This is a genomic window from Aeromonas sp. 602396 (genome assembly GCF_049173735.1).
Taxonomy (GTDB): domain Bacteria; phylum Pseudomonadota; class Gammaproteobacteria; order Enterobacterales; family Aeromonadaceae; genus Aeromonas; species Aeromonas veronii_A.
Window position 1 is genome coordinate 207,884 of record NZ_JAAKSD010000004.1, and the last position, 24,172, is coordinate 232,055.

The following is a 24,172-nucleotide window of genomic DNA, read 5'->3' on the forward strand; positions in this document are numbered from 1 at the left end:
GGCCAGTTTTTTTATGAAGCAACCACGATGAAACGCAGAAGAGTTCCCCTTCACAACAACAAATGGGTACGCCGCCTCCATGCCTGGGCCGGTTTTTTTACCCTCGCCCTGATGCTGATGTACGGCATCACCGGTCTCTGGCTGCAACACCGTGCCGTGTTGCCCATCCCCGGCCCCCACACCGATAAATCGAGTGAAGAGATAATGCTGGAGGCGCCACTCGCCAGCCCGGAGCAGCTGAAAAGCCTGCTGCAACAGCGCTATCCCGATACCTTTGCCGACGGGCGAACCATGATCACCCCGGCCCAGACCCTGCCCACCCCGAACGGCCCGCTCACCCTGCCCGCCAAGTGGGAGATGCGCGGCGTCACCCTCAGCCAGAGCGTGGCCGCCAGCTATGTCGAGGGTACCCTGCTGGTACGTACCGACCTGCAGCAAGCCAACTTTGCCGCCAGCCTCAACCGGCTGCACCGCGGCATGGGCACCGGCCTCGGCTGGCAGCTGTTTGGCGATATCGCCGCCCTGGCCCTGCTGCTGCTCGCCCTCACCAGCCTGTTTATGTGGACCAAGCTGCACGGCACACCCAGAGCCATCATCGCGCTGACGCTCGCAGGCAGCCTCGGTACCCTGCTGTTTGCCCTGCTGGGATAACGCAGCAACCATGATCTGATGCAGCAAGGTTTGGAAAGAAAACAGCGATAGAAACAAGCCGCTGGCGGTGATGTCGGCGGCCACATCAAGAAAAGGAAATAACGGAGAGCGGGAAAAGAGAAGGGATACCAAGAGGTAACGGGAAGTACTGCCAGCTCAACAGTAACGCCCCAAAAGCGTAGAAACGCCAAAAAACAAAAGGCCATCATTGCTGATGGCCTTTTGTCATGAATTTTATGGTGCCCGGGGTCGGACTCGAACCGACACGGTTATTCACCGGCGGATTTTGAATCCGCTGCGTCTACCGATTTCGCCACCCGGGCAACTGCGAGGGATTATACGAATGGCGCGATGCCATGCAAGGTGTTTTTCGATTGAACACTCCCGTTTGTTCATTTATTCAACGCCTTGCCGATGCGGGGCCAGTTACATAGAATGCCGCCATCATCTTAATGGAATAAAAACGATGGCCAAGCCTAAAAAAGTCCAACAAAAATCCCCCTCTCCCGCCACTCAGCCATACCCGTCAGCAGGTCTGCTGCGTCGCCTCGGCGCCCTGATCTATGATGCGCTGGTGGTGACTTCGCTGCTGATCATCGCCGGCTTTATCGGCATGGGGGTCGCCAAGCTGCTGCTGGTCACCGGCATGGCCAGCGTACCGGCGGGTGAAGATACCGTCTGGTTGCTGACCCGCCACCCCCTGAGCCTGATCTACACCCTGTGGCTCGCCTTCGTCATCTGCGGTTTCTACACCTGGTTCTGGACCCGCGCTGGCCAGACCGTCGGCATGCGCGCCTGGCGGCTGCGCATTCAGAACGAAGATGGCAGCCATATCCGTATTACCCAGGCGCTGATCCGTCTCGCCACTGCCGCCTTTGGTCTGGGCAACCTGATGTGCCTGTTCAACCGCAAGCGCCCACGGGCGTTCCAGGATATCTGGGCCGAATGCGAAGTGATTGTGCTGAGCAAAGAGGCAAATCTGGAATTGTTGAACAAGTAATACCGGATCAATGCAATAACGAAAGAGGGCACCAGCAGGTGCCCTCTTTGTATTACCACGTGTGAATTACTGCTTGCGGCTGAGGATGTAGAAGGAGATGCCGCCAAACAGCAGGCTGGGCGCGACAGCCGCCAGAATGGGCGGTACCGCATAGACCAGACTGATGGGGCCAAACACCCGATCACTCACATAGACGGCAAAGCCGGTCATGATCCCCATCAGCATCCGCGCGCCCATGCTCACCGAGCGTAGTGGGCCGAAGATGAAGGAGGAGGCCAGCAGGATCATCGCCACCACCGAGAGCGGTGACAGCAGTTTGCGCCACATCTCCAGCTTGTAGCGACCGGCATCCTGCTTGTTGGCGTCCAGGTAACCGATGTAGTCGAGCAGACCGGAGACCGAGAGATTCTCGGGGTCGATACTCACCACCCCCAGCTGCTTGGGCGTCAGCTCCGAGCTCCACTCCATCTTGTCGTGCTCTTCACTGCGGATCTGAGCCGGGTCGTCGAAGCGGGTAACCTGCGTCTGCTTGAGCAGCCAGTGATGCCTTTCAAATACCCCCTCCCGTGCCTGCACCACGTCGATCAGCTTGCGCTCGGGGGTGAAACGATAGAGGGTGATGCCGGTCAGGGCACCATCGTTGCGCACCCCGTTGATATTAACGAAGTTGTTGCCATCCCGTGCCCACACCCCGTAGGCCGAGACGGTAAGCCGCCCTTCCGACATGGCACCGGCACGGATATCATCCGCCATCCGTTTGGCGACAGGGGCCACATACTCCCCCATCAGTCCTACCAGGATCATCAGCGGGATCGCGGTTTTGAGCGCCGCCATTACAATACTGATCTTGGAGCGGCCCGCCGCCTGCATCACCACCAGCTCGGAGCTGGTCGCCAGCTGGCCCAGACCGATCAGACCGCCCAGCAGTGCCGCCAGCGGGAAGAAGAGCACCGCCTCCTTGGGCATGGAGAGCAACACATAGTAGAGAGCATTGAGCATGTCGTAGTTGCCCTCTCCGACAGACTTGAGCTGTTCCACATACTTGATGAGCGCAGCAAGACCAACGAGCGTGAGCTCACACAGCAGGATCGACATAAAAATGACCCTGCCGATATATCTATCGAGAATGCCAAACATCAGCGGTAGTTCCTATGTGGGCTTCATCATTTTGATTTGTTTATGAAATATTTGCTCTTTACCCCGTTCCACCAGCTGGTGCCCTGCAAATTGAGGGGCAGGCCAATAAACAGCAGATAACCGAGCGGAACCAGGAACATCCCCGGCCAGTAGGGCAACCGGCCACTGTCGATAGCCGAGCGGGCAGCACTGAGCAGCAGGAAGTAGGAGAGATAGAGCATGATGGCCGGCAACAGCTTGGCGTAGCGCCCCTGACGGGGGTTGACCCGAGCCAGCGGAACTACCAGCAGGGTGAGCACCGGAATGGAGAGGGGCAGCGAGATACGCCATTGCAATTCACCCATCATGTCGTTTTCCTGGGTACCCAGCAGCTCCATGGTGGGTTTGGCCGCCGCCTTGCGGTTGGAGCGCTCCATCTCCTGCTGACGGATCACCAGACCATACTCGCGAAAATCGGAGATCTGGAACTGCTTGCCGGAGAAGTTGCCTTCATAGCGGGAACCATCCTTCAGAGTCAGCCACTGCAGACCATTCTCATCGATCGTCACCACCCCTTCGCTGGCCACCACCACCGAAGGGGGGTTGCTGCCTTCAGCCCGCTGCAAGATGAAGATCTTCTGCAGCTTCGAGCCGTTGTCGTTCAAATCCTGGATATAGGCAACCAGGCGCCCCTTATCGAGCTCCATAAAGCGGCCCGCCTGCAGGAAAGAGATCCCCGGATCCGACTTGAACTCGTCGATCACCTGATACTCTCGCTCCTTGGCCTGCGGGGCGATCCAGCCGGTGTTGAACGCTGCGACTGCAGCGGTCAGCAAGGCCAGCAACATGGCGCTGCGCATTACGAAACGGTGGCTGAAACCCACCGCATGCATCACCGTCATCTCGCTTTCGGCGTAGAGGCGACCATGGGCAAACAAAATGGCTAAAAAGAGACTGATAGGCAGCATCAACAGCGCCATATTGGGCAAGTTGAGCAGCAGCAGGGTGGAGACCAGACGTGTCGGCACCTCGCCATCGGCGGCATCACCGATGATCTTGATAAATTGTTGGCTGACAAAGATAAGCAGCAATACGAATAACACTGCCAGCTGGGTTTTCAGGGTTTCCCTGAACAAATATCGGAAAACGATCACAGTCATTCCCAAGTAAACTTGTGTTTTTAGTCGAATGCCTGAAAAATAGGGCCGTATATTGGATTTTTACCAGTTTGAACTGCGGAGCCTGTGGCTGTTCGCTCCGCCTCTGATACCCCAACAAGCACCGCATTATTCAATAAAAGGTGCCTTTTGTCTTTAGGATGTAGGAGATTCCATGGAGTTCAGTGTAAAGAGTGGCAGTCCAGAGAAGCAACGGAGCGCCTGCGTCGTAGTCGGCGTATTTGAGCCGCGTCGCCTCTCTCCGGTTGCCGAACAACTGGACAAGATCAGCGATGGCTATATCAGTTCGCTGCTGCGCCGTGGCGACCTGGAAGGGAAACCAGGCCAGATGCTGCTGCTGCATCAAGTACCGGGCGTGCTCAGCGAGCGCGTACTGCTGGTCGGATGCGGCAAGGAGCGGGAACTCGACGAACGCCAGTACAAGCAGATCATCAACAAGACCATCACCACCCTGAACGAAACCGGCTCCATGGAAGCGGTCTGTTTCCTCACCGAGCTGCACGTCAAGGGTCGGGATACCTATTGGAAGGTGCGCCAGGCGGTAGAAACCACCAAGGCGGGCCTCTACAGCTTTGATCAGTTCAAGACCAACAAGGCCGAGCCACGTCGCCCGCTGCGCAAGCTGGTATTCAACGTGCCGACGCGTCGGGAACTGACCATTGGTGAAAAAGCCATCGCTCACGGTCTGGCCGTGGCCAAGGGTGTGCGGGTCTGCCGCGACGTGGCGAACATGCCGCCCAACGTCTGCAACCCGGCCTATCTGGCCTCCCAGGCCCGTCGTCTGGCCGATGCCTACGACAACATCACCACCAAGGTGGTGGGCGAGCAGGAGATGGCCGAACTCGGCATGAACTCCTATCTGGCCGTGGCTCGCGGCTCCGACAACGAAGCCATGATGGCCATCATCGAATACAAGGGTCATCCGGATGCCAAGCCCATCGTGCTGGTTGGCAAGGGTCTGACCTTCGACTCCGGCGGCATCTCCATCAAGCCGGCCGACGGCATGGACGAGATGAAGTACGACATGGGTGGTGCCGCCTCCGTGCTCGGTACCATGCATGCGCTGGCCCAGCTGCAACTGCCGATCAACGTCATCGGCGTGCTGGCAGGCTGCGAGAACATGCCGGGTGGCAACGCCTATCGTCCGGGTGACATCCTCACCTCCATGTCCGGCCAGACCATCGAAGTGCTCAACACCGATGCGGAAGGTCGTCTGGTGCTGTGTGATGCGCTGACCTATGTGGACCGCTTCGATCCGGAAACCGTCATCGACGTGGCGACCCTGACCGGTGCCTGCGTCATCGCGCTGGGCCACCACACCTCGGGTCTGCTGGCCAACCACAACCCGCTGGCCCACGAGCTGCTCAACGCCTCCGAGCAGGCGGGTGATCGCGCCTGGCGTCTGCCGCTATTTGACGAGTATCAGGAGCAGATCGACAGCCCGTTCGCCGACATGGCCAACATCGGCGGTCGTCCGGCCGGCACCATCACCGCAGCCGCCTTCCTGTCACGCTTCACCAAGAAGTACAACTGGGCCCACCTGGATATCGCCGGGACTGCCTGGAAGAGTGGCAAAGACAAAGGCTCCACCGGTCGTCCGGTGCCCCTGCTGACCCAGTTCCTGCTGAACCGGGCTGGCGTGGATATCGAAGAGAAAGAGTAACTCTCCGGCCCCTGCCGATGGCTGCATCGGAAGGGTTGGCGTTACCCTGAACCACAAGGAAGAGGCCCGCCTCTTCCTTGTTTCATTCTTGAATCAGTGAGTTGCGGACGGGAAACGCCCCGTCAGCCTCATGAGGCGGTCAACAGTCCGTCACCGCAAAACGGGATCAACCTGATGAGCCAAGTGACCTTTTACCTGATGAGCGAACAGGATGACACGCAGGCCTCTGCGGTCGAGCGACTGGCCTGTACTCTTGCGGCCGAGTCGTGGGGCACGGGCCATATCTACCTGTTCTGCAACGATGAGGCCCAGGCCCTGCGTCTGGACGAGCTGTTGTGGCAACTGCCACCGGAGCGCTTCGTGCCGCACCAGCTGCAAGGCGAAAGTGGCATGGCCCCGGTGGAGATCGGCTATCAGCCACCGAAACGGCGCTACGCCCGCCTCATCAATCTGGCCACTGCGACACCTTTGTTTGCAGGACACTTCGCTCAAGTGGTAGATTTTGTCCCCACTGACGAAACACAAAAGCAGCAAGCTCGCGAGCGCTACAAGCACTATCGCCAGGCAGGCCATGCCCTCGAAATGAGGGATCAGCCCGTCCTTGCCGCACCGGATCCGGCGCAGCCCTGACTGCAACCAATTGATCCATAAAGAATCAACACCAGACTCCATCCATCCAGATTACGGCGAGACCATGGAAAAGACTTTTAATCACAACGCCATCGAACAGGCGCTCTATCAGCATTGGGAAGCACAGGGTTACTTCAAGCCCCACGGCGACACCAGCAAAGACTCCTTCTGCATCATGATCCCGCCGCCGAACGTCACCGGCAGCCTGCACATGGGTCACGCCTTCCAGCAAACCCTGATGGATACCCTGATCCGCTACAACCGCATGCAGGGCAAAAACACCCTGTGGCAGGCAGGTACCGACCATGCCGGTATCGCCACCCAGATGGTGGTTGAGCGCAAGATCGCGGCAGAAGAGGGCAAGACTCGCCACGATTACGGCCGTGATGCCTTCATCGACAAGATTTGGCAGTGGAAAGAAGAGTCCGGTGGCACCATCACCCGCCAGATGCGCCGTCTGGGCGACTCCGTGGATTGGGAGCGCGAGCGCTTCACCATGGATGAGGGGCTCTCCGCCGCCGTGCAGGAAGTGTTCGTTCGTCTCTACGAAGATGGCCTGATGTACCGCGGCAAGCGTCTGGTGAACTGGGATCCGAAACTCAACACCGCCATCTCCGATCTGGAAGTGGAGAACCGCGAGATCAAGGGCCACATGTGGCACCTGCGCTATCCGCTGGCCAACGGCGCCAAGACTGCCGAAGGCAAGGATTACCTGATTGTCGCCACCACCCGTCCGGAGACCATGCTGGGCGATACCGCCGTGGCCGTGAACCCGGAAGACCCGCGCTACAAGGCGCTGATCGGCCAGCACATCCTGCTGCCACTGGTGAACCGTCTGATCCCCATCGTCGCCGACGAACACGCCGACATGGAGAAGGGCACCGGTTGCGTGAAGATCACCCCGGCCCACGACTTCAACGATAACGAAGTGGGCAAGCGCCACAGCCTGCCGATGATCAACATCTTCACCCTGGACGCTCACGTGCGTGCCGAGGCCGAAGTGGTCGATACCAACGGCAACCCGAGCACCGCCTACGATGCCGCCCTGCCGGCCGAGTTCGCCGGTCTGGAGCGCTTCGCCGCCCGTAAAGCGATTCTGGCCAAGCTGGAAGAGCTGGGTCTGCTGGACGAGATCAAGGATCACGTGCTGCAACAGCCGTACGGCGATCGCGGTGGCGTGCCCATCGAGCCGATGCTGACCGACCAGTGGTACGTACGCGTGGCACCGATGGCCAAGACCGCCATCGAGGCGGTGGAAGATGGCCGCATCCAGTTCGTGCCAAAGCAGTACGAAAACATGTACTTCTCCTGGATGCGCGACATTCAGGACTGGTGCGTCTCCCGTCAGCTGTGGTGGGGTCACCGCATCCCTGCATGGTATGACGACGCCGGCAACGTCTACGTGGGCCGCAGCGAAGATGAAGTGCGCGCAAAGCACAGCATCCCGTCCGTGACTACCCTGCGTCAGGACGAAGATGTGCTCGACACCTGGTTCAGCTCCGCCCTGTGGACCTTCTCCACCCTGGGCTGGCCGAACAACACAGAGGCGCTCAAGACCTTCCACCCGACCGACGTGCTGATGAGCGGCTTCGACATCATCTTCTTCTGGATTGCCCGGATGATCATGATGACCATGCACTTCATCAAGGACGAAAACGGCCAGCCACAAGTCCCGTTCAAGACCGTCTACATCACCGGCCTAATCCGTGACGAAGAGGGCCAGAAGATGTCCAAGTCCAAGGGCAACGTGCTGGACCCCCTCGACATGATCGATGGCATCTCGCTGGAAGATCTGCTGGAGAAGCGCACCGGCAACATGATGCAGCCGCAGATGGCCGAGAAGATCGCCAAGCGTACCGCCAAGCAATTCCCGGAAGGGATCGATGCCCACGGCACCGACGCCCTGCGCTTCACGCTGGCGGCGCTGGCCTCTACCGGTCGTGACATCAACTGGGACATGAAGCGCCTGGATGGCTACAACAACTTCTGCAACAAGTTGTGGAACGCCTCCCGCTATGTGCTGATGAACACCGAAGATCAGGATTGCGGCTTCAACGGCGGCGAGATGCAGTTCAGCCTGGCGGATCGCTGGATCCAGTCCCAGCTGCAAGTGGCCATCCGTGACTTCCGCACCGCCCTCGATACCTACCGCTTCGACATCGCGGCTGGCGTGCTGTACGAGTTTATCTGGAACCAGTTCTGTGACTGGTATCTGGAGCTGACCAAGCCGGTACTGACCAAGGGCTCTGAGGCCGAGCAGCGCGCTGCCCGCCACACCCTGGTGACCGTGCTGGAAACCCTGCTGCGTCTGGCGCACCCGATCATCCCGTTCATCACCGAGACCATCTGGAAATCGGTCGCCCCGCTGGCCGGCGTACACGCCGACACCATCATGATGCAGGCCTTCCCGGAGTTCGACGCCGCCAAGGTGGACGAAGCCGCGATGGCGGATCAGGAGTGGGTGAAGGAGTTCATCGTCAGCATCCGCAACATCCGCGCCGAGATGAACGTGGCCCCGAGCGTGCCCCTCAACGTGCTGCTCCAGTGCGATGCCAAGGATGCCCAGCGCGCCGCTGACAACGAGGCCTTCCTCAAGTCGCTGGCCCGTCTGGAGTCCATCCGCGTTCTGGCGGACGGTGAAACCGCCCCGCTGTCAGTGAAGAAGCTGATCGGCGCTACCGAGCTGATGATCCCGATGGCCGGTCTCATCGACAAGGATGCCGAACTGGCCCGTCTGGCTAAAGAGGTTGCCCGTCTGGTGGGCGAGTGCGGCCGTATCGAAGGCAAACTCGGCAACGAAGCCTTCGTCGCCAAGGCGCCGGAAGCGGTCATCGCCAAAGAGCGCGAGAAGCTGGAAGATTACCGTCTCCAGCTGACCAAGCTGGAAGCCCAGCAGGCTGAAATCGCCGCGCTGTAAGCACCGCCCCAACCGATACAACAAAGCCCCCTGCCAAGGGGGCTTTTTCATATCCGCGCTTCCCGCTTCAGCTCACCAGCAGCCAGCCGCAAAAACCGAGATAGAGCAAGCCCACCAGCGCCAACCGCCCGGCGGTCATCACTCCCTTTCTGAACCCCCACCAGAGCAACCCCACCGCCAGCAGCGTCACCAGCGAGGAGGCCATCATGGCACCATCCAGCAACCAGGGGGTGAAGATCAAGCAGAAGGCCTTGGGGATAGTGCCCTGGATCATCATGGCCCCGGAGATATTGGCCAGCGCCAGCCGATTCTTGCCCTGTCGCACCCAGATCAGCACGTTCATCAGCTCCGGCATCTCGGTCGCCACCGGACTCAACAGCAGGGCCGCCAGCACCGGCGAGAGGCCAAACAGTTCGCCCATGCTCTCCAGCTGATGGACAAACAGCTGTGCCGCCAGCGCCACCACCACTAACGCAGCCAGCGTCTGCAGCAGCACCTTGCCAAGAGGCGGGATCCCGGCATTTGGAGCCAGCTTGAGGGGCTCAGGCAACTCGACCTCATGGCTGTCGCTCTGCTTCAGCTCGCGCCTTACATAGACGAGGTAGACCAGCAGGAAGAGCGGGGCCAGCCAGCTCTTGCCGGTAAAGGCGACCAGACCCAGTACAGTGGCCACCAGAAAGATTCCCATAAACCAGCGCTGATCCCGGCCAATCTCGCGCTGTACCTCCCCATTGATGGCGCGCTCGGTACGCCCCATGCAAAGCAGCAGAGTGAGACCGACCGCACCATAGCCGATGGTGGCCAGCACCAGCGGCCCGCCGAGGGCGGCGCCGATGCCGATCTCCTGCTGGGCGGTTGTATTGCCTATCAGCAGGGCGGTCAGGGTGACGATGCATTCGGGCAGCGCCGTACCCAGTGCAGCCAGCAGCGAACCAGTGGCACTTTGCGAGAGTTTGAAGTGGTGTCCGGTCCATTCGATGCCGTTAACGAAGTATTCGCAGGCAAGGTAGATGGTGACCGCAGAGACGAGAAATAACAGCAGGGTAATCAACATAATAGATACCGCCAGGCGAGCAGAATAACCGATGGACCCAACATGGCTCGCCCGGCTGGCGTGCATATCGAGGCCAAAGGTCTTGCAGAGCGATAGTGCCTATCGCCGCCCATGCCATGGATGCGAGGATCCAAGAGTGTTGACATGGGCCCGGCCCGGAATACGGGCGGGTTGCTACTCCCCAATGACTGAGGGGACGTTTTACCAACTCGACCGTCACCTCACAAGGCAAATTACTGACAACTCATTCAATAAGTTGTAAGGAAATGTATCGCCAGCCTCCCCTCCCCGGCGCCATTACGCTGTTGGCACACCGATTGCTGTAGGTAGTTCACTATCCACAACAGTTTGGGAAGGATGAACAATGAAACGGTGGATCCAACATTTCTATCAACTCAGCCGCCTCAATTGGCTAATGGTCTGGTTGTTGCTCTGTTGCAGCATCATTTTGCTGTTTCCGGCCGGGCTGATGAAAGGGGCCGTCAGCCAGTGGGCTGCGGATCATGCGGCCTGGCTGGGGGTCGGCATGCTGATCGCCATCTCCTACTTCTGCAGTCAGGGCTTCCTGATCGCCTGGGAGTGGGCTTGCGAAGAGTGGCAGGCGCGCCGTCAGCAGGACCAGCTGGCCCAGATGATCGGCTTCCTCGACTTCAACGAAAAGGCGGTGCTGCGCGAGTTCGTGCTACAGCGTAAAAGCGTCATAAACTTGCCGATCACCGAGCCCGCCGTCAAAAACCTGATGGATGCCGGCGTCCTCACCTATGCCTACGGCAAGCCGACCCGAGATAAGGATGACGAGAACCAGATCCGCGCCCTGATGATCGCCCTGCCCGCCCGACCGCTGCTCACCTACAAGGTGCTGGGGCTGTCGCGTGGCAAGATGAGCGACGAACAGGTGGAGCAGATCATGAACGCCCGCCCCAAGTTCGCCCAGAAGGGGTTCCAGCGCTAACCGCCCCCCAACCGCCAGATGCAAAAGAGCCGGACACTGTCCGGCTCTCTAATTTCTGCGCGATGCTCTGTACCATCCCTTACGTCTTGTTGTGCCCTAACCCTTTAGGCTGGAGCAAAAGCTCACATCCGCAACCTTGGTCACCGGATCGAAGCTGTGATAGAGCTCGAAACAGGGTCGATCATCAAATTCGAAACCGGCCGCTACCACCTCACCGATATGTTGCTGCCAGAGTGCGGGGTACTGGGCCGGGTCGGTCACGGTAAAACGTGACTGGCCATAGCGGCCGCCCGCCAGCTGCTGGATCTCCACATTGCCGCGGCCTTTGGTCCCCGCCGGCACGGTGACGCAAATATCGGTGCGGCACTGCTGGGGAGCCGTCACTTCGGGGTTGTCGTGGTAGATGAAGATCCACTCCCCTTCGGCCAAGCCCAACCCGACAGCCCATTGATAGAGCTGGTCACACACCGGCTCATAGCCTATGCCGTAAGGGCCGGTGACCCGGATATAGGCCAGAGTGCGCGCAGCCATCTGTTCGGTTTTCATCTGTAGCCTCCTTTCACTGGAACGGCCTTCAGCATAATCAGAGACCCGGGCAGCCGCGTGTCCATTCTTGCTCAGTTGCAAGAGTGACGGCTGGCGGCGCAACATCCCCGGTGCCATGGCAAACTGCTTGCGAAACGCCTTGGCAAAGGCCTGTGAGCTGGCAAAACCGGCCGAGAAGGCAATCTCGGAGATCGGGTCGCGACTGTAGCAGAGAGAGCGAGCAGCCCGCTCCAACCGCAGGCGACGCTGCATCTCGGCCGGGGTTTCACCGGTGACGGCGGTAAAGACCCGATGAAAGTGATAGCTGGAGAGCGCCGCAAGACTGGCCGCCTCACTGAGGCAGAGCTCGGGATTCTGCTCCAGCGCCCGGATCACCGGGCGCAATCTGGCCTGATAATCGACCATGCCATTAGCGACTGACGCCCCCCGTAACTCTGGCCATATAGAACACATCCACATAGCGCCCTTGCCGGAAGGCATAGTCGCGGGCCCGACCCTCCTCCACAAAGCCGAACTTGTGATAGAGCGCCCGCGCCGCTTCGTTATCGACAAAAACCGTCAGCTCAATCCGGTGCAGGTTGAGCCAGTTATCGGCCAGATCCAGCGCCGCAGCCATCAGGGCAGAGCCCACCCCCTTGCCTGCCCAGTCATCCCGTACCCCCATACCGATACAGGCCACATGCTTGCGTCTCGGATTGGGCTCAACCAGCAGCGAGAGCTGGCCTACCAGCAAGCCGTCAACATCGGCGACCAGTGCCACCACGCTGTCACTCTCCAACCGCTTCTGCCACTGGCTAAGGGGAGACATAGGCAAGTGCAAAGTGCCCGCCTGGGCATTGGGCATGGCATAGAGATCCCGCAAGGCGGGGGCATCGGCGGATTCGGCATGACGGATGGTAATCTGCATATGAGGCTCCTTCTCGAAACGTCCATCATGCATCATCCATCGCATCAGTCCATACAACCGGCACGGTCAGAGTGATTTATTGTCGGCAGACAGGGCTGCACACTGAGCCATTCAGCCAGTTTCATAGGTGAAAAAAAACGGAGCAAACGCTCCGTTTTTCAATGCTTTATCAATCCCGGACGGAACGCGCTTCGCGCTCTTGCCGCTCCCTTGCCAACAGGCGTTTGTACCACCAGCTACTGCGACGACGTTGTGCATTGGAAGAGCGACGAGCCATTTCTTAGGTTCCAGCCAAGAGTAGAAAGGAGCTGCATTATGCGACAGGGATCACGTCCATGTCTTTAGCTGGATCAAGAAAAGCCTCACTGGCCCCCTGAAATCCTCTTCTGGTTTTGCTGCCATGTGGCCACTGGCAGCACCATCGCAGGGGAACGCCAGACTCTCAGGCCCACTCCAGCAATCAACCCGGCCCCGAGTTTACTTGACGGATAATCATACAGCCTGCTGGCATTGTGGAACCAATATGGTAGCCTGCCAGCGCCTGCGGGCAGTCTCTCGCTGCCACGCGCAAACTCCCGGTGAATTTGTCACGTCCTGACAAAATATAACCTTATTTATCAAATCGTTATTTGGATCTTATCCCAATGCGTATCATGCCGTTGCTCAAGGCTGCCTGCCTGAGCCTGATGTTGTCCGCCTGCGTTGCTCCATTGCTGATGATGAGCCCCACCAGCCAGCTGATGTGGGCCCTGCTCAAGCCGCTGGTCGGCTTTGACCCGAACGAGGTCAATCTGTTCGAACAACCCCTGATCAAGGATCGGATGACCGCCATCCTTGGCCCCAATTACGACAGCACCATGCAGTTGCTCAAGACGGCCGACAAGTTACAGCAGGAGGGGCCGCTTTTCTATGTGGTCTCCGAGTATGCGCCCGTGCCGGATATCGCCAAGCAGGCGGGGATGGTGTGGAACTCGCAAACCAACCAGATGTCTGTATTGCTGCAAAAAGGGGATGGCACCACCCTGACCTTCGGCGAAAATCTGGCGGGCACGGCACCGACCTGGCCAACCGCCATGCAGGGCTGGCAGACCCCCACCAGCCAGCTCACCCCGGCGGCCAATGCCCTGACCGGTACGGCAACCAGTCAGAGTGGCGCCTCCCCCTTCTCCCTTGGCAGCGCGCTGGGCACAGTGACTCGCGGCGTCACCGGCTCGCTGACCAACAGCGCCAGCCAGGCCATCAGCGGCGCAGCCGCCAACGCCACAGGGCAGGCCACCCAAGCGGTAAGCCAAAGCGCGACCGATCTGACCCGTAGTGCAACCACCGCAGTCACTGCACCCGCCAAACAGGCGGTGAGCAGCACCGCTGCGACCGCAACGCAAGAAGCCACCAAGGCCGTTGCCACTCCTGCCAAACAAGCCGTCAGCACCGCCGCCGCAACCGTGACGCAAGAAGCCACCAAGGCCGTTGCCGTTCCTGCCAAACAAGCCGTCAGCAGCGCAGCTGCGACCGCGACGCAAGAAGCCACCAAGGCCGTTGCCACGCCTGCCAAACAGGCCGTCAGCAGTGCCGCCACGACCGTGACGCAAGATGCGACCAAGGCCATTGCCGCACCTGCCAAACAGGCTGTCAGCAGTGCCGCCGAGACCGTGACACAAGAAACAACCAAGGCCGTTGCTGCGCCAGCCAAACAGGCTGTCAGCAGTGCCGCTGCGACTGCAACGCAAGAAGCGGCCAAGGCCATTGCCGCCCCTGCCAAACAGGCTGTCAGTGCCGCCCCCCATACGGCCGGAGAGAGCATCGCCGATACCGCCAGAGAGGCAGAAGCCGAAGCGCGTGCCAAGGCTGAGGCGGAGATGGAGGCCCTGCTAAAATAAACCGACAGGTCACCGCGAGGTGGCCTGTTGCGTTATCCGCGACCCGACTATGAACTTCTGGCCAAGGACACATAGACTGATAGGTAATTCACTGCACAAGGAGTGCGCCATGCGATCCCTGCTCGCGGCCCTTATCGCCCTGCTCCTGCTGACCAGCTTCCCCGCACGGTCCGCCTTTATCTATTACTCGGAGCAGAACATGCCCCTCAACGGGCTGGACAAGGAGGGCAAGCCCATCGGGCTGGCAGTTGAGCTGCTGCGGCTGATGTGGCGCGAGCTGGGGGAGCCGGAGCAACCGATCCAATTTCTGCCATGGGCCCGCGGTTGGTATCTGCTGACCCAGCAACCGGAGGCCGTTCTTTTTACCACCGCCAGAACCAAAGAGCGTGATCCCCATTTCCTATGGGTTTGCCCCATCAGCCACTCGCGAGTGACGCTGGTCGGACGAAAACAGGATGCCCCCAGAGTGACCGGCAAGGGGGATCTGGCCAAACTGCAGGTAGGGGTAATGCAGGCTGACGTGGGGGAGCAGTTACTGCTCAACCGCGGCATCAGCCCGGGCAACATGATGGCGGTGGAGCGCATGGAGCAGGTGGTACGCCAGCTCATCATGGCCCGTACAGATCTGGTAGCAGGCAACGAGGTGATGTTATTCCATCAACTGAAAGCTCTGGGATTTGCCGCGGAAGATTTCATCTCTGTCGCAGTGCTGGAGGAACAGGACAACTGCTTTGCTTTCAACCCGCGGGCGGATCGGCAGCAGGTCGCCCGGTTGCAACAAGCCCTCGATCAGGTTCGTCTCGGTAGCGAATACCGGCAGTTGATGGAACGCTACCAGCGGCTCAGTAACCTTCCCCAAAGCGATAAGCAGCTACCGAAGATCGAGTAACCCCGGTTCATCCTCTTCCCTCTGTGGTGATCAGATGGTTGAGGAAGAGATGAAACAGCTCGGCCCGCGAGCCGAGCCGCAACTTGCCGTAGAGGTGCTTGCGGTGATTCTTCACCGTGCCGCTGCCAATCCCGAGCTCCGCGGCAATCGCCTCCGTATCCAGTCCCTGCAGCAGCAACTCCGCCACCTGCCGCTCGCGCCGGGTAAGCCTATCGCCCCCGACACTCGCCATCGCCTGCTCCACCGCACTCCGGAGGCTGGCGCTGTCTGGCAGCACAGTGCTCTGGGCCAACAGCGGCTGACTCTGCCGCCACTGCTGACGACAGAGCGAATGCACCAGCGGGAACAGCTGCTCCAGCCTCGCCAGCTCGTCACGGCTGAGGGTACTGCGCTTGTCGAGTCGCCCCAGAAACAGCATCAGCGTCAGTCCGTCCCGCACCGGCAGGATCAGCCCCACCTCCTCCTGCCAGCCGGTGGCCTGATAGAAGTGGTGGCGATATTCGGGATCGAGCCGCCCTTGGGAGACCTGTGCCAGGGTCCAGACGCCGGCAGGCAAGCCCTGTTCCAGCGCCAGCATAAAGGGATCCTGACTGAAGTGGCTGGTGAGGTAGCGATCAAACAGCAGGGCCCGCTGATGGTTGAGGTTGTCGTAGAGGTAGACGGGCCGCTGCCCCACCCCGAGCAGCAGGGCGCAATCAAACGCCACCTGTTGCTGGATCAGCCGCACCAGCGCCGCCGCAAAGGCGCTGCTGTGCAGGGCATCGACCACCTCGGTCATGCTGCGGGTCAAGGCATCTGTGGTGAGTGGCTGGGTCATGGTGGCACGTTTCCGGTGATGGGGAGCGATTCCCCGCTATGGCTGAATGCTAGCACGAGAGTGGCAAAACCGTCCCTCAGGGGACATATCCGCCACCAACCAGAACGGCGAGGATGACGGCTTTTCCCCCTGCTGTTGGAGAACCCATGATCAACCCCCACCTGCTCGATGAGCTGACCGAGCGCGGCCTTGTGGCCCAGAATTCCGACCCCGCGGCCCTGGCCGATCATCTTGCCACCCTGCGCACCGTCTATTGCGGGTTCGATCCCACCGCCGGCAGCCTGCATATCGGTCATCTGGTGCCGCTCTTGATGCTGCGCCGCTTCCAGTTGGCGGGCCACACCCCGGTGGCACTGGTGGGCGGGGCAACCGGCCTTATCGGCGATCCCAGCTTCAAGGCGACCGAACGCAGCCTCAACAGTGCCGATATCGTGCAGGGTTGGGTCGCCAGCCTGTCTGCCCAAATCAGGGCGCTGCTGCCCGCCGATGAGGGCCTGTCGGCCCCGCAACTGGTCAACAATGGCGACTGGATGGGGCAGATGTCCGCCCTCGATTTTCTGCGGGATATCGGCAAGCACTTCTCGGTCAATGCCATGCTGGCGCGGGAATCGGTACGCCAGCGGCTGGCCCGCCCGGATCAGGGCATCTCGTTCACCGAGTTCTCCTACGCTCTGCTGCAATCCTACGATTTTGCAGTGCTGCACCAGCGGCTCGGCTGCACCCTGCAGATTGGCGGCAACGACCAGTGGGGCAATATCACCAGCGGCATGGATCTGACCCGTCGCCTCCATCAGGCGCAGGTACACGGCATGACCCTGCCCCTTATCACCAAGGCAGACGGCACCAAGTTCGGCAAAACCGAAGGGGGCGCGGTCTGGCTCGATCCGGCGCTCACCTCCCCTTACGCTTTCTACCAGTTCTGGCTCGGCACCGCGGATGAGGATGTCTACCGCTTCCTGCGCTACTACAGCTTTATGTCGCTGAGCGAGATTGATGCACTGGAGGCGGAAGATACCAAGCGGCAGGGGCGAAAGCAGGCCCAGCAGGTGTTGGCGAACGAGCTGACCGAGCTGGTACACGGCAAGGCGGCGCTGGCGGCGGTGCAGCGCATCAGCGAGTTACTGTTTAGCGGCGATGTGGCCCGCCTCGGCGAGAGCGATCTGGCCCAGCTGGCGCAGGATGGCATGCCGTGCAGCACCGTCAGCGGCGAGACGGATCTGGTCAGCCTGCTGGTCAGCTGCGGTCTGGCGAACTCCAAACGCATCGCCCGCGAGCTGCTGGCGGCGGGCGCTATCAGCCTCAATGGTGTGCTCAAGCAAGATGATCAGCTGAGTGCCACTGATCGGCTGTTTGGCCGCTACCTGCTGCTGCGCCGGGGCAAAAAGCAGTATCACTTGGTGGCGTGGCAATAAGCCGCAGGGCGGGGAGCACAGCCTCCCTGCCCGCCCCCTGAATCCCTTTTGACTCCCGAGTTGCGATCCCCCTCACAGCCTCTCCCGTCAGCAGCCACCATACTGGCACCGGCGAACATGGAGTACACCACACAATCTGTTCCTCACGAATCAACAAGGATGCTGATGATGAAGAGATGGCTTCTGGTGCTGCTCTGCACCCTGCCCATGCTGGCACACGCCAGCGGATACACCCAGACCCGCTACCCCATAGTGCTGGTGCACGGCCTGTTCGGCTTCGACAAGCTGCTCGGGGTCGATTACTTCTACGGCATTCCGCAAGCCCTGAGCCGCGATGGCGCCAAGGTCTACGTGGCTCAGGTATCTGCTACCGCCAGCTCCGAGCAGCGGGGGGAGCAGTTGCTCGCCCAGATTGAACTGCTGCTGGCCGCCACCGGCGCCGAGAAGGTCAACCTGATCGGCCACTCCCATGGCGGCCCGACCATCCGCTATGTCGCTTCGGTCGCCCCCGAGCTGGTCGCCTCCGCCACCAGCGTCGGCGGGGTCAACTACGGCTCAGAGATTGCCGATCTGGTGCGGGCCAATGCGGCGCCCGGCTCGGCCGCTGAGAAGCTGGCGGCCGCCGCAGCCCACGCCCTCTCCGACATGATTTCGCTGCTCTCGGGCGGGAGCCAGCTGCCGCAAGATCCGGTCGCCGCCCTCGATGCCCTCACTAGCAAGGGGGCCAGCCAGTTCAACCAGCGCTACCCGGAGGGGCTGCCCAGCCGCTATTGCGGCGAGGGGCCGATGCAGGCCAGCAACGGCGTCTACTACTTCTCCTGGAGCGGGCGCGGCAACCTGACCAATCTGCTGGATCCGGTGGATCCTGCGCTGGCGCTGACCGGCGCCTTCTTCAAGGAGCCCAATGACGGGCTGGTCGGAGTCTGCAGCAGTCACCTCGGCAAGGTGATCGGCACCGACTACCGGATGAACCATCTGGACGAAGTGAACCAGTCATTCGGCATCCACCATCTGTTCGAGACCGATCCGGTCACCCTCTATCGCCAGCATGCCAACCGTCTCAAGGAGCTGGGACTATGAAGATAGCCACCCTGCTCGTCGTGCCCTGCGCCATCACCCTGCTGCTTGGCGGGGTGTTGCTCTGGCCCACAGCACCGACGGCAGACTCATCACAGGCTCAAACCAATCAGCATGCACAGAGCCACCCGCACGATCCCGAGCAGGAGGCCGCCGATGCCCTGCAGGCGCGCTATCGCACCTTTGTCTCCGCCCAGAGCAGCCTGACGGTGCCCACCGAAATCTCCCTCGCCAGCTTGCAGATCCTGTTTGACGAGCGGGAGCAGCTGCGCCAGCAGAGCTTTACCCCGGCCGAGCAGGCCCAGCTGTTTGCCGAGGATCGACTGATGGAGCAGCTGACCCTGCGCCGCAGGGCGCTGGCGGAAGCAAGAGACAGCGACAAGTCGCAGCTGGCCAGCGAGCTGGATCTCTGGCTGGCGGAGCAACCGGGCTGGTTTCGCGAGGCGGAGGCCAACAGCCGCCTGCTTGAAGAGTTGCAAGGGCTGGCACAGATGGAGCCAGCCAAACGGGATGCCCTGCTGCTGGAGACGGGGGGGCCGGAAGCAGTGGATCGGATGCGCCAGCTGGAGCAGAACCGGCAAGGGTTCGAGGAGCAGCTCAGCGGCTTTCTGGCCGAACTCAGGCAACTGCCGAACGAGGCCCGGGCCGAACAGCAACAGGAGCTGCTGGCCCGCTGGTTCGAACCCGGACAGTGGCGCCGGGTCGAGGCGCTCACCCGGCTCAAGCTGGGGGAACAATGAGCCAATGACAAGGGGCCCACGATGGGCCCCTTGCTGTGGTGCACTTATTGCGGCTTGTTGGTTGCCGGTAAAGATTGCCAGGTGAGGCGGGTCACCTGAGTGCCCTGCACCTCGCACTTGAGGCTCAACTCCTGCCACCCCTTATCCTGACGCAGGGAGACCTCCCCCTCGATCCCCTGCTCGCCAATCTTCAGCTTATCCTGCTCGAAGATCACCTTGTCGCCATGGGCAAGATCCATCAGTTTGCCGTTGCAGAGCCAGTGAGCGAGATCCGCCCCCTTCAGCTTGACGCCACCCTTGGCCGCCCTCTGCTCGGCCGCGCTCGGCGCGAACAGCTTGCTCAGCTCGGCGGCCCGCTTGGTGAGCCACTCCTGACGCTGCTGCATGCTCATCTTGCTGACAAACTCGGCGGGCTGGCCCTTCTCGTCCAGCCATTGGGTCAGCTTGCCGCTGTCGTCAAAGGCGAACTGGGCGGCGGGCTCTTTGACCCCGAACAGCTTGCCGCCCTTGAAGTAGTAGCGGCTCTCCCCTTCCAGCTTGCCCAGCTCGTTCATGATGGGCACGGCGATGATGACGGGGGCGCCATCGATCCAGGCCTTGATATCGACGCCGTCATGGCTGAATTGACGGATATCGAGGGCGCTCTCGGCCCCCTTCTCCATCAGGGTAAACTGCTCGGCGAGAGAAGCGGCCAGAGAAGGGAGGGAGCAGAATCCCAGGGTCAGCGCGATCGCTGTGTTGCGCATTGAGTTGTACATAACACTCCTGTGATGGGCCATCCGGCCCGTGGTTAACTCTCTGTCAGCCAGGCCCGCAGCCCTTCCCGGTGAACATCGCTCAGGGGCAGGGATTGGCGGGTCCGGTAGTCAAAATGGATCAGGGTCGTTTCGGCGGTGACGGCCAGTTCGCCGCCCTGCCAGGCCTCCTGCCAGACCGTAAATGAGCTGGTGCCGATGCGGCGCACGCCGGTCTTGATGGTGACCGGCTGGCCGTAGAACAGCTCCCGTTTGAACTGCACCGTATAGCCCGCGATGATCAGATGCCAGTTATGCACATCCAGATCGGGGGAAAAGATCCGGAACAGGGGATCCCGCGCCGATTCGAACCAGACCGCCGGCACCGTATTGTTGATATGGCCGAGGGCATCCGTCTCCTGAAAGCGGGGCTGGATCTGCATTTCCAGCATGGGTTGACTCCTTGTCATTGAACCGCGATCAGGCTAACGCGCCCCGCATCAGGACTCAAGCCTCCCCGTCTTATCCCAAGTGCTGACAGCCAGTTCCGGCCGCAACCAGGCGCTGCGAAAATCGAACCAGCCGAGCGCCGTCATCCGCACCCCGTGCACGCCGACCCGGCTCTCCAGCTCCAGCCAGTGGTGGAACAGCGGCACAAACCAGCTCTGCTGCTGCACAGTTGCCAGCAGGGCGCGGGGGCCAGGCTCCTCACCGCTGGCGCGCCACTGCATCAACCCTTGCCACAACTCATGCTGACTGCTCCACACCTTGCGCAGCAACGGGGTGCCCTGCAACCAGGCGTAGGGGGCAAAGGGGCCGGCATGTTCGAGGTTGAGGGTGCCGAGCCAGAGATCCACGTCTTCATCCTCGCCACTCACCCAACGACCGTAATCGAGGGTGCGCACCTCGAGTCGGATCCCCTGTTCGGCCAGCAGGCTGCTCATGGCGTTGGCGCACTCGTTGAACTCCAGATGCTGGTTGAAACAGGCCAGCACCAAGGTCGTCGGCAACTGCGCCGGTGTGGGCAAGGGCGCGGGCAGTGCTTCGCGCCAGTGGGGCAGCAGACCGAGGGCGCTGGTCCAGCCCCGTTGCAACTCGGGGGCGACCCGCCCCATCAGGGCTACCGGATTGAGCAGCTGGCCGAGCCACTGGCGCAGCGAGGGATCCTGCAAGGATCCGGAACGATCGTCCTGCAGCAGGAAGTAGCAGCCCGACTCCAGCTCCGATTCGCCGCGCATGGTACCGAGCTCAGGGCTGTCGCGCCCCAGCTGCAGGTGGGTCTCCAGTCGCTCCGCAAGCTCAGGCAGCATCCAGATATCGATCTCGTCGAGCAGGGCGCGCAGGCCGAAGTAGTCGTCAAACGCCGCAAGGCAAAGATGCAGGGGATCGTTGGCGGCCACCCGGTATGGGCCTGTGCCCACCGGTTGCAGGGCAAAGCCCGCCTCCCCCTTGAGCTCCCGTGGCAAAATGGTCGCCACCGGCTCCGCCAGCAGGTGGGGCAGCCAGGGATCCGGGCTGTCGAGATAGAGATCCAGCGTGCGCGGCCAAGGGCTCTCCAGCCGATCCAGATGGGCGAACAGCGGGCGATCCCGCAGGGCCAGCAGACTCTCCATCACATCCTCCACCACCAGCTCGCGGCCGTGGTGAAAGCGCACCGCCGGGCGCAGATAGAAGCGCCAGTGACAGGGGCCCAGACACTCCCAGTGGTGGGCCAGATCCCCTTCGATTTCCCCATTTTCCTCATTTCGCCGGGTGAGGCCGTTGAAGATCTGGCGGCTCAGGTGAATTTCGGAGCGGCGCATCGGGCCGGTGGGCAGCAACTGCGGCAGCGGCCGGTAGTAGGGCACCCGCAGGATCTGGCGCCCCTCACGGGTGGCCTGACCGAGCTGTTCGATCAGCAGCGGGGTGAGCAGATCGAGGCGATCCTCGGCCAGCCGCACCGCCTGTGCCAGCTGGCCCTGACTGAGCAGATCTCGCAAGCGGCGCCGGGTCAGGCTCTCCTGACTATCGAGCAGGGTGAGCCGGGAGCGCCGCCCCCGCCCCGCTTCCGCCGACCAGCTGAGCCAGCCCTGATCCTGCATCCGCCGCAGCAGCAGGCGGGCGTTGCGCGGGGTGCAGCAGAGCAGATCCGCCACCTCGGCGAGGCTGATCTCCCGCTCGTCGCTGCCAAGCAGCTGGGCGAGTCGTTGAAATTGCTGGTAAAGGCGACCGGTCGGCATAAAAGAGGAAATCCTGTTGCTATAAGTCATCAGTTTTTACTTCCGCATTTTAGCTCAATACTGCTGATGAACGTGAGAACCACAGTAGAGGAGCACCATCATGAGCCACGCCAACCCCCTCAAACCGAACCGGGTCCAGCAGACCTTGCGCCGTTACTTCAAGCGGATCCTGCCGCGCCCGCTGGCGCTCATCGAGGATCCCATGCAGCAGCTCAACCGCCTGATGCAGTGGGATATGAACCAGATCGATGACAAGGAGTATCGCCGTCGCCTCTGAGCACGGCAGGCCTGCCCGCCACTCGGGACGCGCATCCCCTGCGGGCGACATTGCTTTGCCGGATCTTGCTGTTTACATCGGCCACGGGCCTGATAGATTGGACGTCTATCCATCTATAACTGCGACAAGCAACATCCAACAAGGAGTGTGTGATGAAAGATGCGACCCTGGCCCTGCACCACGGCTTTTCCAGCGACCCCACCACCAAGGCGGTCGCCGTGCCCATCTACCAGACGGTGGCCTACGAGTTCGAGAGCGCCCAGCACGGGGCGGATCTGTTCAATCTGGCGGTGCCGGGCAACATCTACACCCGCATCATGAACCCCACCAACGATGTGCTGGAGCAGCGGATGGCCGCGCTGGAAGGAGGGATTGCCGCGCTGGTGGTCTCGGCAGGTTCCGCCGCCATCACCTACGCCATTCAGGCGCTGACCGCCGCCGGTGACAACATTGTCTCCACGCCCCAGCTCTATGGCGGCACCTACACCTTGTTCGCCCACATGCTGCCGAGTTTCGGGGTCGAGGTGCGCTTCGCCAAGGATGACAGCGCCGAAGCCATCGCCGCCCTCATCGACGACAAGACCAAGGCGGTCTACTGCGAGAGCATCGGCAACCCGGCGGGCAACATCGTCGATCTGGCCGCGCTGGCCAAGGCAGCCCATGCCCGTGGCGTGCCGCTCATCGTCGACAACACGGTCGCCACCCCGGTGCTCTGTAAACCCATCGAACATGGCGCTGACATAGTCGTCCACAGCCTCACCAAATATGTCGGCGGCCATGGCAACTCGCTGGGTGGCGTCATCGTCGACTCGGGCAAGTTCCCCTGGGCAGATCACGCCGAGCGCTTCCCACAGCTGACCAAACCGGAGCCCTCCTACCACGGGGTGGTCTACACCGAGGCCTTTGGCCCGGCCGCCTTTATCGGGCGGGTACGCACAGTGCCACTGCGCAATACCGGCGCAGCGCTGGCGCCAATGAACGCCTTCCTGCTGCTGCAGGGGCTGGAGACCCTGAGCCTGCGCATGGAACGCCACGTGGACAACGCCCTGCGGGTTGCCAATCACCTCAAGCATCACCCCAAGGTGGCCTGGGTCAGCTACGCCGGTCTGCCGGGTCATCCCCACTATCTGCTGGCAGAGAAGTACATGGCCGGTCGCCCCTCGGCCATCCTCTCGTTCGGTCTGAAGGATGGTTACGAGGCGGGCGTGCGCTTCTACGATGCGCTCAAGATCTTCAAGCGGTTGGTCAACATCGGCGATGCCAAGTCGCTGGCCTGCCACCCCGCCTCCACCACCCATCGCCAGTTGAGCGAGGAGGAGCAGGCCAAGGCAGGAGTCAAACCTGAGATGATCCGGCTCTCGGTAGGGATCGAGGCGATCGAGGACATTCTGGCAGATCTGGATCAGGCGCTGGAGGCCTGAGTCTGGTGTTGAGCGAGCGGGCATCAGCCCGCTCTTTTTTTACTGCCGGTGAACCGCCCTCCTCACCCGCTCGTATACCCCATCCTGCCACCGAA

Annotated in this window: 22 protein-coding genes, 1 tRNA gene and 1 riboswitch; of the genes, 13 read left to right on the forward strand and 10 right to left on the reverse strand. The window is 61.2% G+C overall.

Going from position 1 to position 24,172, the window contains the following annotated elements; translation table 11 throughout:
* Window positions 1-27 precede the first annotated feature (27 nt).
* Window positions 28-651 (forward strand): PepSY-associated TM helix domain-containing protein, encoded by a 624-nt coding sequence (locus tag G5229_RS07815; RefSeq protein ID WP_421208914.1) that lies wholly within the window; start codon window positions 28-30, stop codon window positions 649-651.
* A gap of 237 nt (window positions 652-888) precedes the next feature.
* On the opposite strand, the gene G5229_RS07820 is transcribed toward G5229_RS07815, so the two are convergent.
* Window positions 889-974: transfer RNA gene (locus tag G5229_RS07820), tRNA-Leu, on the reverse strand.
* Window positions 975-1,117: 143 nt separating this feature from the next.
* Between G5229_RS07820 and G5229_RS07825 the strand changes: the two genes are divergently transcribed.
* Window positions 1,118-1,651 carry an RDD family protein gene (locus G5229_RS07825; protein WP_421172973.1) on the forward strand — a complete coding sequence of 178 codons (534 nt, stop codon included), beginning with the start codon at window positions 1,118-1,120 and terminating at the stop codon, window positions 1,649-1,651.
* A 66-nt stretch (window positions 1,652-1,717) separates the two neighbouring features.
* Here G5229_RS07825 and lptG read toward each other — a convergent pair whose 3' ends face one another.
* Together lptG and lptF are read right to left on the reverse strand one after the other, a co-directional pair.
* A complete protein-coding gene (lptG, locus tag G5229_RS07830) occupies window positions 1,718-2,788 on the reverse strand; it encodes an LPS export ABC transporter permease LptG (RefSeq protein WP_216952705.1) in 1,071 nt (356 codons plus the stop codon).
* A 26-nt stretch (window positions 2,789-2,814) separates the two neighbouring features.
* On the reverse strand, window positions 2,815-3,927 hold the full coding sequence (gene lptF, locus G5229_RS07835; RefSeq protein ID WP_005342794.1) for an LPS export ABC transporter permease LptF: 1,113 nt from the start codon (window positions 3,925-3,927) through the stop codon (window positions 2,815-2,817).
* A gap of 172 nt (window positions 3,928-4,099) precedes the next feature.
* On the opposite strand from lptF, the gene pepA reads away from it, so the two are divergent.
* From pepA to G5229_RS07850, 3 genes are all read left to right on the forward strand, one after another.
* Window positions 4,100-5,608: a leucyl aminopeptidase gene (gene pepA / locus G5229_RS07840; RefSeq protein WP_005336423.1), complete on the forward strand. Its 1,509-nt coding sequence runs from the start codon at window positions 4,100-4,102 to the stop codon at window positions 5,606-5,608.
* A 174-nt stretch (window positions 5,609-5,782) separates the two neighbouring features.
* Window positions 5,783-6,238, forward strand: a complete 456-nt coding sequence (locus G5229_RS07845) for a DNA polymerase III subunit chi (protein ID WP_100644885.1) — start codon at window positions 5,783-5,785, stop codon at window positions 6,236-6,238.
* A 64-nt stretch (window positions 6,239-6,302) separates the two neighbouring features.
* Entirely contained in the window at window positions 6,303-9,155 is a 2,853-nt protein-coding gene (locus G5229_RS07850) for a valine--tRNA ligase (protein WP_421208915.1), read from the forward strand.
* Window positions 9,156-9,222: 67 nt separating this feature from the next.
* Here G5229_RS07850 and G5229_RS07855 read toward each other — a convergent pair whose 3' ends face one another.
* Window positions 9,223-10,209 carry a sodium:calcium antiporter gene (locus G5229_RS07855; RefSeq protein WP_227341555.1) on the reverse strand — a complete coding sequence of 329 codons (987 nt, stop codon included), beginning with the start codon at window positions 10,207-10,209 and terminating at the stop codon, window positions 9,223-9,225.
* 88 nt (window positions 10,210-10,297) lie between these two features.
* Window positions 10,298-10,404, reverse strand: a riboswitch (yybP-ykoY riboswitch).
* A gap of 169 nt (window positions 10,405-10,573) precedes the next feature.
* Between G5229_RS07855 and G5229_RS07860 the strand changes: the two genes are divergently transcribed.
* Entirely contained in the window at window positions 10,574-11,161 is a 588-nt protein-coding gene (locus G5229_RS07860; protein WP_216952701.1) for a superinfection exclusion B family protein, read from the forward strand.
* Window positions 11,162-11,257: 96 nt separating this feature from the next.
* Here the strand turns inward: G5229_RS07860 and G5229_RS07865 are convergent, their stop codons facing one another.
* Entirely contained in the window at window positions 11,258-12,112 is an 855-nt protein-coding gene (locus G5229_RS07865) for an AraC family transcriptional regulator (RefSeq protein ID WP_421208916.1), read from the reverse strand.
* Between the two features lie 4 nt (window positions 12,113-12,116).
* Entirely contained in the window at window positions 12,117-12,614 is a 498-nt protein-coding gene (locus G5229_RS07870; protein ID WP_421208917.1) for a GNAT family N-acetyltransferase, read from the reverse strand.
* Window positions 12,615-13,258: 644 nt separating this feature from the next.
* On the opposite strand from G5229_RS07870, the gene G5229_RS07875 reads away from it, so the two are divergent.
* Together G5229_RS07875 and G5229_RS07880 are read left to right on the forward strand one after the other, a co-directional pair.
* Window positions 13,259-14,491, forward strand: coding sequence for a hypothetical protein (locus G5229_RS07875; RefSeq protein WP_421208918.1), 1,233 nt, complete (start codon window positions 13,259-13,261; stop codon window positions 14,489-14,491).
* 109 nt (window positions 14,492-14,600) lie between these two features.
* Entirely contained in the window at window positions 14,601-15,380 is a 780-nt protein-coding gene (locus G5229_RS07880) for a substrate-binding periplasmic protein (protein WP_421208919.1), read from the forward strand.
* Between the two features lie 7 nt (window positions 15,381-15,387).
* Here G5229_RS07880 and G5229_RS07885 read toward each other — a convergent pair whose 3' ends face one another.
* Window positions 15,388-16,197, reverse strand: a complete 810-nt coding sequence (locus tag G5229_RS07885; protein WP_421208920.1) for a helix-turn-helix transcriptional regulator — start codon at window positions 16,195-16,197, stop codon at window positions 15,388-15,390.
* Between the two features lie 146 nt (window positions 16,198-16,343).
* Here G5229_RS07885 and tyrS point away from each other — a divergent pair, with 146 nt between their 5' ends.
* From tyrS to G5229_RS07900, 3 genes are all read left to right on the forward strand, one after another.
* Entirely contained in the window at window positions 16,344-17,609 is a 1,266-nt protein-coding gene (gene tyrS, locus G5229_RS07890) for a tyrosine--tRNA ligase (protein ID WP_421208921.1), read from the forward strand.
* Window positions 17,610-17,777: 168 nt separating this feature from the next.
* Window positions 17,778-18,689 (forward strand): lipase family alpha/beta hydrolase, encoded by a 912-nt coding sequence (locus tag G5229_RS07895; RefSeq protein ID WP_216954489.1) that lies wholly within the window; start codon window positions 17,778-17,780, stop codon window positions 18,687-18,689.
* Window positions 18,686-19,426 (forward strand): lipase secretion chaperone, encoded by a 741-nt coding sequence (locus G5229_RS07900; RefSeq protein WP_421208922.1) that lies wholly within the window; start codon window positions 18,686-18,688, stop codon window positions 19,424-19,426. The genes G5229_RS07895 and G5229_RS07900 overlap by 4 nt, the downstream gene beginning before the upstream one ends.
* Before the next feature lie 44 nt (window positions 19,427-19,470).
* On the opposite strand, the gene G5229_RS07905 is transcribed toward G5229_RS07900, so the two are convergent.
* From G5229_RS07905 to sgrR, 3 genes are read right to left on the reverse strand one after another with little or no spacing between them, the layout of a single operon-like run.
* Window positions 19,471-20,172, reverse strand: a complete 702-nt coding sequence (locus G5229_RS07905) for a hypothetical protein (protein WP_216954488.1) — start codon at window positions 20,170-20,172, stop codon at window positions 19,471-19,473.
* Window positions 20,173-20,216: 44 nt separating this feature from the next.
* The gene (locus tag G5229_RS07910; protein WP_216952694.1) at window positions 20,217-20,612 is read right to left on the reverse strand and encodes an acyl-CoA thioesterase; all 396 of its coding nucleotides are present in this window, start codon (window positions 20,610-20,612) and stop codon (window positions 20,217-20,219) included.
* 48 nt (window positions 20,613-20,660) lie between these two features.
* Window positions 20,661-22,379 (reverse strand): HTH-type transcriptional regulator SgrR, encoded by a 1,719-nt coding sequence (gene sgrR / locus G5229_RS07915; RefSeq protein ID WP_421208923.1) that lies wholly within the window; start codon window positions 22,377-22,379, stop codon window positions 20,661-20,663.
* Between the two features lie 100 nt (window positions 22,380-22,479).
* Here sgrR and G5229_RS07920 point away from each other — a divergent pair, with 100 nt between their 5' ends.
* Window positions 22,480-22,656, forward strand: a complete 177-nt coding sequence (locus G5229_RS07920; RefSeq protein WP_216952692.1) for a hypothetical protein — start codon at window positions 22,480-22,482, stop codon at window positions 22,654-22,656.
* A gap of 152 nt (window positions 22,657-22,808) precedes the next feature.
* Window positions 22,809-24,077, forward strand: coding sequence for an O-acetylhomoserine aminocarboxypropyltransferase/cysteine synthase family protein (locus G5229_RS07925; RefSeq protein ID WP_005336464.1), 1,269 nt, complete (start codon window positions 22,809-22,811; stop codon window positions 24,075-24,077).
* Window positions 24,078-24,172: the final 95 nt, after the last annotated feature.

What these genes read in the sequence shown, in the direction of transcription:
- G5229_RS07845 (WP_100644885.1), top strand. Translation starts at nt 5,783, where the DNA reads ATGAGCCAAGTGACCTTTTACCTGATGAGCGAACAGGATGACACGCAG.
- lptG (WP_216952705.1), bottom strand. Translation starts at nt 2,788, where the DNA reads ATGTTTGGCATTCTCGATAGATATATCGGCAGGGTCATTTTTATGTCG.
- G5229_RS07885 (WP_421208920.1), bottom strand. Translation starts at nt 16,197, where the DNA reads ATGACCCAGCCACTCACCACAGATGCCTTGACCCGCAGCATGACCGAG.
- G5229_RS07905 (WP_216954488.1), bottom strand. Translation starts at nt 20,172, where the DNA reads ATGCGCAACACAGCGATCGCGCTGACCCTGGGATTCTGCTCCCTCCCT.
- G5229_RS07910 (WP_216952694.1), bottom strand. Translation starts at nt 20,612, where the DNA reads ATGCTGGAAATGCAGATCCAGCCCCGCTTTCAGGAGACGGATGCCCTC.
- tyrS (WP_421208921.1), top strand. Translation starts at nt 16,344, where the DNA reads ATGATCAACCCCCACCTGCTCGATGAGCTGACCGAGCGCGGCCTTGTG.
- G5229_RS07865 (WP_421208916.1), bottom strand. Translation starts at nt 12,112, where the DNA reads ATGGTCGATTATCAGGCCAGATTGCGCCCGGTGATCCGGGCGCTGGAG.
- G5229_RS07900 (WP_421208922.1), top strand. Translation starts at nt 18,686, where the DNA reads ATGAAGATAGCCACCCTGCTCGTCGTGCCCTGCGCCATCACCCTGCTG.
- G5229_RS07870 (WP_421208917.1), bottom strand. Translation starts at nt 12,614, where the DNA reads ATGCAGATTACCATCCGTCATGCCGAATCCGCCGATGCCCCCGCCTTG.
- G5229_RS07855 (WP_227341555.1), bottom strand. Translation starts at nt 10,209, where the DNA reads ATGTTGATTACCCTGCTGTTATTTCTCGTCTCTGCGGTCACCATCTAC.
- G5229_RS07825 (WP_421172973.1), top strand. Translation starts at nt 1,118, where the DNA reads ATGGCCAAGCCTAAAAAAGTCCAACAAAAATCCCCCTCTCCCGCCACT.
- pepA (WP_005336423.1), top strand. Translation starts at nt 4,100, where the DNA reads ATGGAGTTCAGTGTAAAGAGTGGCAGTCCAGAGAAGCAACGGAGCGCC.
- G5229_RS07850 (WP_421208915.1), top strand. Translation starts at nt 6,303, where the DNA reads ATGGAAAAGACTTTTAATCACAACGCCATCGAACAGGCGCTCTATCAG.
- G5229_RS07880 (WP_421208919.1), top strand. Translation starts at nt 14,601, where the DNA reads ATGCGATCCCTGCTCGCGGCCCTTATCGCCCTGCTCCTGCTGACCAGC.
- G5229_RS07920 (WP_216952692.1), top strand. Translation starts at nt 22,480, where the DNA reads ATGAGCCACGCCAACCCCCTCAAACCGAACCGGGTCCAGCAGACCTTG.
- G5229_RS07815 (WP_421208914.1), top strand. Translation starts at nt 28, where the DNA reads ATGAAACGCAGAAGAGTTCCCCTTCACAACAACAAATGGGTACGCCGC.
- G5229_RS07875 (WP_421208918.1), top strand. Translation starts at nt 13,259, where the DNA reads ATGCGTATCATGCCGTTGCTCAAGGCTGCCTGCCTGAGCCTGATGTTG.
- sgrR (WP_421208923.1), bottom strand. Translation starts at nt 22,379, where the DNA reads ATGCCGACCGGTCGCCTTTACCAGCAATTTCAACGACTCGCCCAGCTG.
- G5229_RS07895 (WP_216954489.1), top strand. Translation starts at nt 17,778, where the DNA reads ATGAAGAGATGGCTTCTGGTGCTGCTCTGCACCCTGCCCATGCTGGCA.
- lptF (WP_005342794.1), bottom strand. Translation starts at nt 3,927, where the DNA reads ATGACTGTGATCGTTTTCCGATATTTGTTCAGGGAAACCCTGAAAACC.
- G5229_RS07860 (WP_216952701.1), top strand. Translation starts at nt 10,574, where the DNA reads ATGAAACGGTGGATCCAACATTTCTATCAACTCAGCCGCCTCAATTGG.
- G5229_RS07925 (WP_005336464.1), top strand. Translation starts at nt 22,809, where the DNA reads ATGAAAGATGCGACCCTGGCCCTGCACCACGGCTTTTCCAGCGACCCC.